General features: G+C 62.8%; 10 protein-coding genes and 1 pseudogene. 3 read left to right on the top strand and 8 right to left on the bottom strand.

The features are described from left to right. Positions 1–5: 5 nt before the first annotated feature. A complete protein-coding gene (locus G3N94_RS26775) occupies positions 6–953 on the top strand; it encodes a uracil-DNA glycosylase (protein ID WP_205795550.1) in 948 nt (315 codons plus the stop codon). A gap of 131 nt (positions 954–1,084) precedes the next feature. Here G3N94_RS26775 and G3N94_RS26770 read toward each other — a convergent pair whose 3' ends face one another. The 4 genes from G3N94_RS26770 to G3N94_RS26755 all read right to left on the bottom strand — a co-directional run bounded on the left by G3N94_RS26770 (position 1,085) and on the right by G3N94_RS26755 (position 5,736). Then, positions 1,085–1,681, bottom strand: a complete 597-nt coding sequence (locus G3N94_RS26770; RefSeq protein WP_205795549.1) for an NAD(P)H-dependent oxidoreductase — start codon at positions 1,679–1,681, stop codon at positions 1,085–1,087. 148 nt (positions 1,682–1,829) lie between these two features. Then, positions 1,830–3,632: a PDZ domain-containing protein gene (locus tag G3N94_RS26765; protein WP_205795548.1), complete on the bottom strand. Its 1,803-nt coding sequence runs from the start codon at positions 3,630–3,632 to the stop codon at positions 1,830–1,832. 106 nt (positions 3,633–3,738) lie between these two features. Then, a complete protein-coding gene (locus tag G3N94_RS26760) occupies positions 3,739–4,467 on the bottom strand; it encodes a DsbC family protein (RefSeq protein WP_205795547.1) in 729 nt (242 codons plus the stop codon). Positions 4,468–4,557: 90 nt separating this feature from the next. Next, on the bottom strand, positions 4,558–5,736 hold the full coding sequence (locus G3N94_RS26755) for a UbiH/UbiF family hydroxylase (protein WP_205795546.1): 1,179 nt from the start codon (positions 5,734–5,736) through the stop codon (positions 4,558–4,560). Positions 5,737–5,977: 241 nt separating this feature from the next. Here G3N94_RS26755 and G3N94_RS26750 point away from each other — a divergent pair. Both G3N94_RS26750 and G3N94_RS26745 read left to right on the top strand, forming a co-directional pair. Beyond that, positions 5,978–6,079 (top strand): annotated as a pseudogene (locus G3N94_RS26750) (GTPase); the annotation flags it as partial. A 482-nt stretch (positions 6,080–6,561) separates the two neighbouring features. Next, positions 6,562–7,662, top strand: a complete 1,101-nt coding sequence (locus tag G3N94_RS26745) for a tyrosine-type recombinase/integrase (protein ID WP_205795545.1) — start codon at positions 6,562–6,564, stop codon at positions 7,660–7,662. A gap of 97 nt (positions 7,663–7,759) precedes the next feature. Here G3N94_RS26745 and G3N94_RS26740 read toward each other — a convergent pair whose 3' ends face one another. The 4 genes from G3N94_RS26740 to G3N94_RS26725 all read right to left on the bottom strand — a co-directional run bounded on the left by G3N94_RS26740 (position 7,760) and on the right by G3N94_RS26725 (position 12,099). After that, positions 7,760–8,728, bottom strand: coding sequence for a DUF4145 domain-containing protein (locus G3N94_RS26740; protein ID WP_205795544.1), 969 nt, complete (start codon positions 8,726–8,728; stop codon positions 7,760–7,762). A gap of 248 nt (positions 8,729–8,976) precedes the next feature. Then, complete coding sequence (locus G3N94_RS26735) at positions 8,977–10,155, bottom strand: hypothetical protein (protein ID WP_205795543.1); 1,179 nt, start codon at positions 10,153–10,155, stop codon at positions 8,977–8,979. Positions 10,156–10,904: 749 nt separating this feature from the next. Beyond that, positions 10,905–11,465: a hypothetical protein gene (locus G3N94_RS26730; protein ID WP_205795542.1), complete on the bottom strand. Its 561-nt coding sequence runs from the start codon at positions 11,463–11,465 to the stop codon at positions 10,905–10,907. A gap of 247 nt (positions 11,466–11,712) precedes the next feature. Then, the gene (locus tag G3N94_RS26725; RefSeq protein ID WP_205795541.1) at positions 11,713–12,099 is read right to left on the bottom strand and encodes a hypothetical protein; all 387 of its coding nucleotides are present in this window, start codon (positions 12,097–12,099) and stop codon (positions 11,713–11,715) included. Between the last annotated feature and the right edge of the window lie 150 nt (positions 12,100–12,249).

The following is a 12,249-nucleotide window of genomic DNA, read 5'->3' as shown; positions in this document are numbered from 1 at the left end:
CACGCATGGCAACCCGCAAGACCTCCCGCGCACCGCAGCAGGCGTCGCTGTTCGACGATCCCGTGCCCGACACCCCGCCCGATACACCGGCCGGATCGGCTCCATCTGACGCATTTGACGCATCGGCCGCATTGGCTGCATCGGCCTCACCCGCCGCCGCCAGCACCGCCCCGGCACGCGCGACCCCCGCAGCCCCCTCCGCCCCCGCGACCACATCGCGTGCGCCGGACGGCGTGCTGCATCTCGCCGCGCAATTCGACGCGCTGCCGGGCGCATGGCGCGACGTCCTCAAGCCGTTCACCGATAGCGACGCCTACGCGCCGCTGTGCCGCTTCGTCGACGACGAGCGCACGGCCGGCAAGACCGTCTATCCGACCGACGTGTTCCGCGCGCTGCGGCTCACGAGCCCGGACGACGTGAAGGTGGTAATCCTCGGCCAGGACCCGTATCACGGCGACGACCGCGGCACGCCTCAGGCACACGGCCTCGCATTTTCGGTGCCGCCCGCGGTGAAGCCGCCGCCGTCGCTGCGCAACATCTTCAAGGAAATCGCCGCGAACTTCGGGCACGACACGCCGCGTCACGGCTGTCTCGACACGTGGGCGCGCCAGGGCGTGCTGCTGCTCAACACCGTGCTGACGGTCGAGCGCGGCGCGGCCGCGAGCCACGCGAAACGCGGCTGGGAGCAATGCACGGACACGCTGATCCATGAACTGGCGAACCGCCATCGCGGGCTCGTGTTCATGCTGTGGGGCGCGCACGCGCAGGCCAAGCGCGCGCTGTTCGACGCGAACGCGCATTGCGTGCTCGAGGCGCCGCATCCGTCGCCGCTGTCCGCACACCGCGGCTTCCTCGGCTGCCGCCATTTCGCGCTCGCGAACGACTACCTCGTCACGCACGGCCGCGATGCGATCGACTGGCGCCTGCCGGACGAGGCCGAGACGCTCGCGTAACGCGCGCCTGCCGCCGAGCCGCTTCGGCCACGACGCATGCAAAAACGCCGCGTACCTTCCGGTACGCGGCGTTTTTTATCGGTCTGCGCAGACGGGCGCGCCGCGCCCGTTGCAGCCGGCACTACGCAGCGTTATGCGGCGGCGATCGCCTCGCGTGCGCTGGCGAGCGACGCGCTTTGCGAATCCGGCCCGAGGTTCAGGCCTTCCGCGAAGATGAAGTTCACGTCGGTCATCCCGACGAAGCCGAGGAACGTGCGCAGGAACGGCGTCTGGCTGTCGTTCGGCGTGCCGGCGTACTTGCCGCCGCGCGCCGTCACCACGTGCACCTTCTTGCCCTTGATCAGGCCTTCCGGACCGTTCTCGGTGTAGCGGAACGTAACGCCGGCGCGGGCGATCCAGTCGAAGTACGTCTTCAGTTGCGACGAAACGCCGAAGTTGTACATCGGGGCGCCGATCACGACGATGTCGGCCGCTTGCAGTTCGGCGATCAACGCATCGCTCTTCGCGACGATCGCATTCTGTTCCGCGCTGCGCTGGTCAGCCGGCGTGAAGAACGCGCCGAGCACGGATTCGTCGAGATGCGGCAGTGCATCGGTCAGCAGGTTGCGAACCACGACTTTCGCGCCGGGGTTCGATTGTTGCAGCTTTGCCGTCAGTTCGTTGGCCAGCAGCGTGGACTGCGCGCCTTGCGAACGCGCTGCGGAATTGATTTGCAGAATGGTCGTCATGTCAGGCTCCGGTTGGTTTGCGCTTCAGCAGCGCGAGTGACGCCATTGTGCGTGTCCACCCCATCCCGAAAAAGCGGGTTCAGGGCGACGGATTGTTGCAGCAACAGAACAATCCTTGGTCGCACCCTGATTACCGGAGCCCGTCCGTTCAGCCGTTCAGCCAGGCTTCGCGCGCGCTCCGCTGCGCCGCCGGCTTCGCTGCGGCGGTGAACTTGTAGCGCGCGACCTCGGGGCCGTCGAGCTTCAGCTTCGCGGTGCGCAGCTCGTCGCGGCGGAACGCGTGGATCTCGACCTTGTCGCCCGGCCGGTAGCGCGCAAGCATCGCATCGAGATTCGCGCCGGTCACGCGCAGCCCGTCGATCGCGATCAGCGTGTCGCCGGCCGACAGCCCCGCCTGATGCGCGGCGGCGCCTTCGTAGACCGCCGCCAGCGTGCAGTCCGCGCCACCGCGCAGGCGTGCGCCGATCGTCGGCTTTGCCAGCGCGCCGTTCGCGCCGAAATCCGGTGCGAGCGTCACGCCGAACGGCGCGAGCAGTTCGGCAAACGGCAGGTCGCGGGTGCCATGTACCGCATCGGTGAACAGGCGGCCGAGCGCGACGCCGGTCGCCTCTTCGATCAGCGCCTCGACTTCGTCCTCGCCGACGCCTGCCTGCGTGCCGTGATAGAAATCGCGGCCGTAGCGCTGCCAGAGCAGCCGCATCACGTCGTCGAGCGACTTGCGGTGGCGGGTCTGCGCACGGATCGCGAGGTCGAACGCGAGCGCGACGAGCGAGCCCTTCGTGTAGTAGCTGACGATCGCGTTGGTCGCGTTCTCGTCCTGCCGGTAGTACTTGATCCACGCGTCGAACGAGCTTTCGGCGACGCTCTGCTTCAGGCGGCCGGTGCCGCGCTGCACGCCGCCGATCGTGCGGCCGAGCGCCGCGAAATATTCGTCCTGCGACATCAGCCCGCTGCGCACGAGCATCAGGTCGTCGTAATACGACGTGAAGCCCTCGAACAGCCACAGCAGCGACGTGTAGTTTTCCTGCGTCAGGTCATACGGCACGAACGCCGCCGGCTTGATGCGCTTCACGTTCCACGTATGGAAGTACTCGTGGCTGCAGAGGCCGAGATACGTGCGATAGCCTTCCGTCGTTTCCGGGCGCCCCTTCGACGGCAGATCGGTGCGGTTGCAGATCAGCGCGGTGGACGCGCGATGTTCGAGGCCGCCGTAGCCGTCGCTGACGGCGAGCGTCATGAACACGTAGCGATCCATCGGCGCCTTCTTCGTCTTCGGCTCGAACAGCGCGATCTGCGCTTCGCATACGCGCTTCAGGTCCGCGCGGAGCCGTTCCATGTCGAGCTGCGTCACGCGGCCCGCAATCACGATATCGTGCGGCACGCCATGCGCGTCGAACGTCGCGAGCGCGAATTCGCCGATCGTCACCGGATGGTCGGCCAGTTCGTCGTAGTTCGACGCACGGTACGCGCCGAACGCATAGCGCTTCGTGCCGCGCGCCTCCGGCAGCGCGGTCGCGACGCGCCACGCACGGAACGCGGCACCCGCCGGCTTCGCGATCTCGACGTCGCACGGCGCATCCTCGCGGCCGGCGACGCTCAGGAACACCGCTGTGCCGTTGAAGAAGCCGCCGTTGTCGTCGAGGTACGCAGAGCGCACCGACAGGTCCCATGCGTACACGTCGTAGCGCAGCGTCAGTGCACCCTTCACCGGCGCGGCCTGCCAGGTGTGCTTGTCGGTCTTCGCGATCCGCACCTTGCGGCCCGCATCGTTGAATGCCTGCAGCGTGACGATGTTGCGCGCGAACTCGCGCACGAGGTAGCTGCCCGGAATCCACGCGGGCAGCACGAACCGCTGGCCTTCGGGATCGGGATCGGCGACCGTCACGGACACTTCGAACAGGTGCGCGGCAGGATCTTTCGGAGCAATCGAATAGCGGATCGGCGTTTTCATCGTGGAGGTCGGTCGGGATTGCGGCGGCGGAAACGACGAGAGGCGCCGGGCCGAAACCCTGTGCGCCCCTCGCCGGCCGGGCCTTGCGGCCCGGCGCGTCAGTCGGTTACTTGCTCGAAGCGAGCGCCTCGTTCAGCTGCTCGGCGGACACCGCGCCCGGCAGGCGGCGGCCGTCCGGCAGGAAGATCGTCGGCGTGCCGGTGACATTCATCCCGCGGCCAAGCGCGAGGTTCTTGTCGAGCGCGCTCGTGTCGCAGCTCGCGGCGTTCGTCGGCACGCGATGGTCGAGCATCCAGCTCTCCCACGTCTTCGCGCGGTCGGTCGCGCACCAGATCGCCTTCGACTTCGCGGTCGAATCCGGCGACAGCACCGGATACAGGAACGTGTAGACCGTGATGTTGTCGACCGACTGCAGCGTCGTTTCGAGCTTCTTGCAATACGGGCAGTTCGGATCGGAGAACACGGCGATCTTGCGGGCGCCGTTGCCCTTGACGACCTTGATCGCGTTCGCGACCGGCAGGCTCGCGAAATCGACCTTGTTGATTTCGGCGAGGCGCGCTTCGGTCAGGTTCTTGCGCGTCTTCGCGTCGACCAGATCGCCGAGCAGCACGTAGTCGCCGGATGCGTCGCTGTAGATGATCTGCGAGCCGAGGTTCACTTCGTACAGGCCGGCGACCGGCGATTTCGACACGCTCTTGATCGGCGCGTCGCCACCGAGGCGGGATTGCAGCGTCGCTTTCAGTTTGTCGGTGGTCTGGTCAGCCTGCGCGGTGCAGCCCAGCGTCGCCGCTGCGACAGCAAGCGCCAGCGACGCGATGCGGATCGTTTTTTTCATCGAATTCTTCCTTCTGCTCAATCGGAATGCACGGCATAGTGTACGCCGTTACGGAATCGTCTCCGACCGGGGAAGTACACGAAGGTTCGATCAGCCGAGCGCGGACGACACGAGCCAGCGCTTGACGAGCGGTTGCGCGCCGACGAATGCCATGCCCGCATTGCGCACCGCCTTCGCGAACGAACCGGACACCGCGAACAGCCGCTGCAGCCCGTCGGTCGCGATCATCAGCGCGCGGATGTCCTCGCGGCGCGACCGCTCGTAGCGGCGCAGCAGCACGGTATCGCCGAGGTTGCGGAAGCTCTCCTTGTTCGCGATCGCATCGGCGAGCGCGGCGACGTCGCGCAGCCCGAGGTTCATCCCCTGGCCCGCAAGCGGATGGATCAGGTGCGCCGCGTCGCCGACGAGCGCGACACGGGGCGCGATCAGCTTGTCGACGGTCTGCAGCGCGAGCGGGAAACCGGCCGCCGGCGTCACGCAGTCGAGCGTGCCGACCTGCCCGTGCGACACGCGCTCGACCTCGGCCGCGAGCTGCGCGGGATCGAGCGTCAGCAGCTCGTCCGCGTGCGCGGTGTGCGCCGACCAGACGAGCGACACGTGGCCGTCCGGCAGCGGCAGCAGCGCGACGATCTCGCCGTCGCGGAACCACTGGTAGGCCGTTTCGCGGTGCGGCAGCGACGCCTTGAAGTTCGCGACGACGCCGGTCTGCCGGTAGTCGCGCCGTTCCACTTTGGCCCCCATTTGCGAGCGGACCCACGAATGCGCGCCGTCCGCACCGACGAGCAGGTCGGCTTCAAGCACCTGCCCCGACGACAGCGTGAGCACGGCCGCGTCGTCGCGCACGTCGAAGCCCTGCGCGCGCGTGTCGAACCACGTCAGGTTCGGCTGGAACCGCAGCGCGGCGTCGAGCGAGGCCTCGATCAGCGACGATTCGGCGATCCACGCGAGCTGCGGCACCGACGCCTGGTACGCGGAGAAATGGAGCTCGGCGTGCGCATCGCCGTAGACGCGCATGTCGTAGACGGGCGACAGGCGGCCATGATCGAGCGCCTGCCAGACGCGCAGCCGTTCGAGCAGCGCCTGCGAACTGGACGACAGCGCATACACGCGCGTGTCGAAGGCAAGGTCGGCGGGACGCGGCGTCGCCGGCTGGGCGAGCAACGCGGTCTTGTAGCCGGACTGGGTCAGCGCGAGCGCGGCCGTCTTGCCGACGAGCCCGCCGCCGACCACGGCGACGTCGAAAGTATGGTGGGCAGTCATGGCGGGCATTATAGCCGCGGGGCCAAACCCTTATGCGGCCGGACTTTGCGGGAAATCAGGGGAACCGCGCGACAGCGTGGCCGCGGCTGCCCCGTGGCGCCGGCCGTTCGGCCGATCACCGGAAACCGGCGCGTCAGCACGGTACAATAGCGCCTTTGAACGCCGGTCCGTCGCCACGCGACGGCTGCCCTCTTGTCCCGCGCCGCCGTGCCCTGTCCGGCCGCGCCGCTTCACCCGTTCGAAGGATTCCATGAGCCTCAAATGCGGCATCGTCGGCTTGCCCAACGTCGGCAAGTCCACCCTGTTCAATGCGCTGACCAAGGCCGGCATCGCCGCCGAGAACTACCCGTTCTAACAGCGGGGCTCACTTCTTCCTTCGAATCAATCGGTTAGGCAACCGAGCAAAAAACCAGAGACAAAACTAGTACAAAATCTGGACGCACCTGCCGCCCTCTTAGCGGCCTCCCGATGATAGCGAATTGAGATGCTTTCGGGGTCGGTGCTGGTTGAATTTTTGGCTTCGCTGAGCGAGCGGCGCCGCTGCCTTTCAAGTGTTCCACTAGGGTATCGCCTCGCTGGCACAAGCGGTTTTCCACTGTACCCCAGGGGCTTACGCAAGCCCACCGCCCGCTGCTACCGTGCGCCTCCCATCAGCTATCGCGGGAGGCAGCAGTGCCCAGCGTCCGGAAATTACCGAGTGGCCGATTTCAGGCCCGCATATGGCTGCCCGATGGGAAGTCAAAGCCTAAAACCTTTGACACCTGTGAAGAGGCCGAGCAATGGGCGCAAGGTCACCTCCAGGCCAGACAAAGGCCGGACGAGCGATTGCGGCTCATGTCCGGACCGGTTGAGGTAGATACGGCCGCTGACCGCGACAAGGAGGCGGCCCAGTATCTGGCCAATACCGCTATCGACCTGCTCAGGGCTGCGGTCAGCCGCGCGCCCCATGCCGCAATGCTAGACCTGCTCCAGGTGGATGCGCTGCCGGATGCGGAACGGCTCAGCGATGTCCTGAAGTTCTACCTACGCGCCAACCCAAACCGCTACAACCGGCGCTTTCGATACCACGCAAAGCGGGCCTTCGATTACCTCATAGCGGTAGTTGGTGACTTGCCAGTGAGCCGTGTGAAGCGCAGCGACGCCCGCACATTCGTTGAACAGCTCGTCAAGGCTGGCCTCCGGACATCAAGCATCAGGCGGGTACTAAATCAAATTGCGGCGGCCATGTCGCTCTACTTCACTGAGCATGAGGTAGACCGTGCGAACCCATTCCATCGGGTGCGAATCCCCAATGAGGATGAGGACACGGAGCAACGTGAGCCCTTCACCCCGTCAGAGCTCAGAAAGCTCCTGCACCTTTGCCATGCTGCTGACGATGACATCCGGTGGATTGTCGCAATGCTCGCGGACACGGGAGCACGGCTCGCTGAGGTTGCAGGGCTGACCTTGGATGACATAGCGCTCGATGCGGACGTGCCTCACATCAGCATCCGCCATCGCCCTTGGCGCTCCGTGAAGAATGCCACGCGGGGCAGTAGCGAACGCGACGTTCCGCTAACGGGCTTTGCCCTCTGGGCAGCGAAGCGGATCAAGGGCTCTGCAAAGCAGGGACAGCGTTACGCCTTCCCACGCTACACCTCCATTCTCGGGTGCAACGCAAATTCAGCCTCAGCCGCCATTGGGAAATGGATGAGGGCCAACGGCATAAACCACACGGCGCATGAGCTGCGGCATACGATGGCCGACCGGCTACGTGAAGTCCGCTGCCCCGACGAGATACGGAAAGCTATCGGGGGATGGTCTATCGGCGGCGAAGCTGCCAAGTACGGAAAGGGGCACCCCCTCAGAATCAAGTGGGAGTGGCTCGAAAAGGCCGCTCGCTCATGCGCCAAGAGGCCCGGCCTCGCTTCTCTCGATACGGCAAGCGACGCGTAGGCGGGAATCCGCCCAGCGCATATGCCGACCTACAGAAAGAGAAGCAATGGCCGCATTCAGGCAATCATTCGACTCAAGCGCTACGCGCATCTGGACCCTAGGAGCCTGCGGGTGCGGCTGGGGTAGGGTTTCCCATGATGGCCATCAACTTATTCACAGGAGCCGCTTCTGGTGCGGGCGAAGGCGGCGCCGGTGGTAAATCGAAAGTCTGCACGTTGACCGGTTTGCCGCTCGTTCCTACGGACTGGACAGGTCCCAGTTGAATCCAATCAACAGTGCCGCCGTTGATCTCTGCGACTAGTTGAGATTCAAACGCGGCTAAATCTGAGGAAACTCTTCTACGGCTACGCCCTAAAATCGCAATAAGTCCACGCGGACCAGCACTCGGCTCAACCGATAGACTTTCTTTCACCAGCCCCTTGAAATCATCGTAATTGTCAATGATTCGCTCAAGAGTACCCGCGAGATTCCTTATGATATAAACCGCATGCAAAAGGTGATCAATTATCCTGAGCGCAACCTTGAGACTCTTCTCGCTCGCTGCCGTCATTTCATGCGCCGCATCATTCCCGATAAAGCGAATTGAATGAAGTAGGCTGGCATCAGTCTGGGAAAGCAGACCCATTTTCGCGAGGTTGTTAATTCTCGCGCTTAGGTCTTTCCCGGAAACCGAACGCTCATTGCATATTGCTTCAACAGTCGCCCGAAATCCAATGCCAGTCAAGATATAAAGATTGTTTTTGAAAGCAGATAGACTTTCTTGATAAATCTTTCGCACAATCTCCGGCACCGAATAAATCTCATCAGCCTCTTTATGCCCCTCAATGGATTTTGGATATATACTTATGTTTATATCGTGCTCCCATTCATCATCACCAACTTGAAAGAGTGATTCGTAATCGTGAAATTCCTGCCGGAATGAAAAATTATCACAACCCAAGCAGCGAACAATTCGATATTTCGTTTCCGCATGGTAGCCGTCATAGTCCGTATCCGACTGTTCGGCACATACCTCATGATTGGTAGAACCGTTACACGACCGACAATAATTTCTGATTTTATTCATCGCTAACCCCTATCTTGCTGGCTCGCTCTGGAGGCAGACACCAAAGCATACCTCATGCTTACGCCCCCTACTATGGATTGCTGAGGGTGAACTAATGATTATAGGGAGAGAGATGGCTGGGGATATGCTCCTGTGTATTAGCCCCTCTCACTCATACCCAGTTCATCCATAGAGACACACCGCAGGGCTCAAGTAGTCAGGTTGAAGATGGGCCTATGCCCCGCTACTGGATTCCCTGCGGCCACCCGTCAGGCTATGCTCACTGCCCCTTCCAAACCTGTATGGGCGTTAAACTCTTCGAGCATGATGGCCCTGGCCTCATCCACACGACCAGCAGCCACGATAGTGGCATCGTGAACAGGCAATGCGACGATGCCTGTAGCCTTCATGCGCAGCAGCACCGAAACCATAATCTGGCTCTCCTTGAACATGACAGCCAACCCACGCTGCTTATGGAAGTGGTTCGCAATGGCCGGGTGATGCCTCAGGATTGCGCTACATACGCTTGCAGCCTTAGTCCCTCTCGGGAATAGCTCCCGAACCTTCGCGGGGAATCTGACGAGCTGAGCGCCTGTGTTGATCATAGCCGCGAAGAGTTTCTTGATTCCATCCCGATGGGCTTCGTAGCCCGGAACTGCATACGCGTCAAGGTCCATTTTGGCCCCGACCATGCTGTAGAGGATTCGCGGACCCACCTGGCTGTAGTCCAGCTCCATCGCTTGCTCCCCATCAATGAGCAAGTCCTTACGCTCGTCCTTGTTCATCCGCTGCCAGAATCCACCATAGAGCCGCCCGCCAAGCTCGAAGCTGCCCGCGTTGAAGTAGCGCTTTAGATGCCGGTTCCATAGGTCTACGTCGAGCGAGGATGAGCTGACCAGCTTGATGTCCGCGCCACGCAGCCATCCATTAATCTCGCGCATCTGCTCACGGTACCGGTTGGTCTCTCCCGTGTCCGCATACTCCAATCGCTCCGGGTCGCTCCAGTGGTCTTCCCGCGCCTCTTTGAGGACAATGACCTCTTCCCCTTCCCGTCTATCAAAATCGTCCCAGCCGATGCCTAGGCGGAATGCCTGAGCAAGTAGCGCTTCTGATGCTCTGAACGTCGTCTGCGGGCCTCTCGCGAATGCGGACGGCTCGCCTTTACGCTGCTCCAGAAAGCCCACTGCGGGACTGGAAAGCGCATCCAAAACGGTCGTAATACTCTCGCGCAGAACGGGGGCCCTGTACCGGCTCTTCTGCCCAAGCTTCTCTTTGGCTCGGGGGATTGTCACCCACTGCTCCGGCGCTTCTAACTCGCGATAGACTGCCTCGCACACAAGCGCCTCCACCTGAGCCTCAAACATCTGTTGGTCTACCGCGCGCCGTGCCCGCTTTCTAGGCATGGCCGCTTCGACCTTACCCATTACATCACGGACCAGTTCATCCATTCGCTCACTTCCTGAGACCAGAAAACCACCAAAGTGTCGGTCTCGTCCATCCCACTCGCCGACCAGCTCACTACCCATATACATACCCCTAGAAAAACAAAAGCCCCCACCGGAGTGAGGGCTCAAATCAGATTGATGCGATTCGTTGCGCACGCATCCTTCCTTGAATTTCGACAGAATCTCGACTAGCCTGCCGACAGCAGGCTACGCAGCAGCCACCCCAGCCCCATCACCCTGCCGTTTGCGTGCGACCATTCCCGGAGCTCCCAACGTGGCCGTGAGGCTTCCCCAGAGCTTGCCGCGCCTGATGTTGCTGATGGTCATGGCTGACACTCCATAACGAGCCGCGAGCGACGCGCCGGTATCAGTGGACTTCCAGACTTCCACCACCTGAGCCTCAGTCAACTTGGCCTGCCCTACGCACCGCGCAGATACGTGTTTGCTTTTGCCAGCAGCAGCCCGTTCCGCCTGAACCCGCGCGCTAATCCTCGCGTTTTCCTCCCTGGCTTTCTGTAGCCATGCTGGGAGGTCTCGCGCTGGCGTCTGGATACTGGCTAAGCCCCTCGCTTCGGCTGAGTCACATTCGGCCTCTACATCGGCCCACGTGCGTTCCTTACGGGGTGCCGCTGGCTTTGCATGGGTGAGACTGCGGGCGGGCTCTGCAGCCTCACCCGCTCTGCGTGCTGCCTCACGCGCTTCTGCCAGCAGGTCCGGGCCTTCCCACGGCGGAATGTCTTGGAAGTCAGCGCTCATACCAGCGTCCCCAGAGCTTCATTCAGCTTCGCCGTCTGGGCTGCGGCTCTGTCCATCTCCGCAGTCTCTAGCCCTGCGATATACAGGCCAGCGCGGCCATACACCTCTACCAGCCATTCGCCCAGCCGTCTCGTTACTCGGGGTGGCAAGTCGCGATAGACGCGCACTGCACGGCCAGTCCGGGAATTGTGCGAGACGCCTACGTTGACATCCGTAAGGCGCATCACGCGGCGCACGAGCTGGAACATGAATGCCTCATCCGATGGGAACCGCGCGGGCCGCTCATGCTGGAGCAGGTACAGCGCCAGGACCACACTCGCAATCTCATCGGTCTCCACGTTGTCAGCCAGCTTGATGACCTCATGATGGGCGCGCGCTTCGCTTCGGTTGTGCGGCTCACCCTGATACATGCGCGCTTGTGATGCCCTGCTATGGTCAGCCAGTGCCGCCCAGTTGGCCCTGAGCATTCCCCATACGGGGCTGTCGGTATTCCGTTTGATGCGATTAGCGATGCGCTGGCGGTACGGCTTCAGTTCACCAGCTTCCACGCCCGCCATACGAGGATGGCCGTGGCGCTGCTGAGCGCGTTTGTGGGTGTTACAGAGTGGCGAGTAGCAACCCGCCTTCAGGCCGCAGCCCGATACAGAACATAGCTTCATGGTCGATTGAATTGGCTGAAAAGGAGTGCCCGTAGGCAGAGAGACAAGCGAACGCGCAAAAACGCAGAGACATCCAGCGGATGCCCATAGGAGGCCATCAGAGCCTCACCACGGGCTTCGCTGGATGTCTTTGAGGGGTGGCCGGTTAGACCGAGCGCTTCACAAAGGCGACGTGCCCCAAGCTCTCCAGCACTGCCAGTTCCTTGGTCAGCTCCTGCCGGTCAAATCCAGCCAGCTCCAGGAACTCATCAGAGATGCCCGTGTGCTCCCCGAACCCGGCCACCTGAAGGTCATCCCGATGCTTCTCCCAGCCGGGGAATCCCCAGCCCCACTGAAGCGCTCCCTCGCGTTTCGCGATGGCTACGGGCGGGTCACTTCGGATGACGGATGCGAGCTCGAATGGGCTCTCTGCCCGAATGGTTGTGCCGTCATCGTGGAAGACTGCGGCCCCATCCTTGGCCATCGCCACCAGCGCCAGCAGCGGCGCAAGGGCTCCATCGAGAGTCAAGAGGGTTTCGTTACGTTGGTTCATAGGTTTCCTGAGGTTGAAAAAGAGTACGCGGTCATTAATTCACGCCTCTCAGAGTGGTAGCGTCGAACTCCGAGGTGTGGCAGCGGCGACTCAGCGCAGGTCGGCGGGCATCTTCCACGGCAACAGCGCGTCGTAGTCCTCGACGGTCGT

The organism is Burkholderia sp. Ac-20353 (assembly GCF_017104785.1).
Lineage (GTDB): Bacteria > Pseudomonadota > Gammaproteobacteria > Burkholderiales > Burkholderiaceae > Burkholderia.
Note: the sequence above shows the minus strand (reverse complement) of the source record. Positions and strands in the feature narration are given on the sequence as shown.

Excerpts from the sequence above, each read along its gene's own strand:
- G3N94_RS26730 (WP_205795542.1), bottom strand. The coding sequence starts at position 11,465 with ATGGCGGGCGTGGAAGCTGGTGAACTGAAGCCGTACCGCCAGCGCATC.
- G3N94_RS26725 (WP_205795541.1), bottom strand. The coding sequence starts at position 12,099 with ATGAACCAACGTAACGAAACCCTCTTGACTCTCGATGGAGCCCTTGCG.
- G3N94_RS26740 (WP_205795544.1), bottom strand. The coding sequence starts at position 8,728 with ATGAATAAAATCAGAAATTATTGTCGGTCGTGTAACGGTTCTACCAAT.
- G3N94_RS26745 (WP_205795545.1), top strand. The coding sequence starts at position 6,562 with ATGTCCGGACCGGTTGAGGTAGATACGGCCGCTGACCGCGACAAGGAG.
- G3N94_RS26755 (WP_205795546.1), bottom strand. The coding sequence starts at position 5,736 with ATGCCCGCCATGACTGCCCACCATACTTTCGACGTCGCCGTGGTCGGC.
- G3N94_RS26735 (WP_205795543.1), bottom strand. The coding sequence starts at position 10,155 with ATGGATGAACTGGTCCGTGATGTAATGGGTAAGGTCGAAGCGGCCATG.
- G3N94_RS26765 (WP_205795548.1), bottom strand. The coding sequence starts at position 3,632 with ATGAAAACGCCGATCCGCTATTCGATTGCTCCGAAAGATCCTGCCGCG.
- G3N94_RS26770 (WP_205795549.1), bottom strand. The coding sequence starts at position 1,681 with ATGACGACCATTCTGCAAATCAATTCCGCAGCGCGTTCGCAAGGCGCG.
- G3N94_RS26760 (WP_205795547.1), bottom strand. The coding sequence starts at position 4,467 with ATGAAAAAAACGATCCGCATCGCGTCGCTGGCGCTTGCTGTCGCAGCG.
- G3N94_RS26775 (WP_205795550.1), top strand. The coding sequence starts at position 6 with ATGGCAACCCGCAAGACCTCCCGCGCACCGCAGCAGGCGTCGCTGTTC.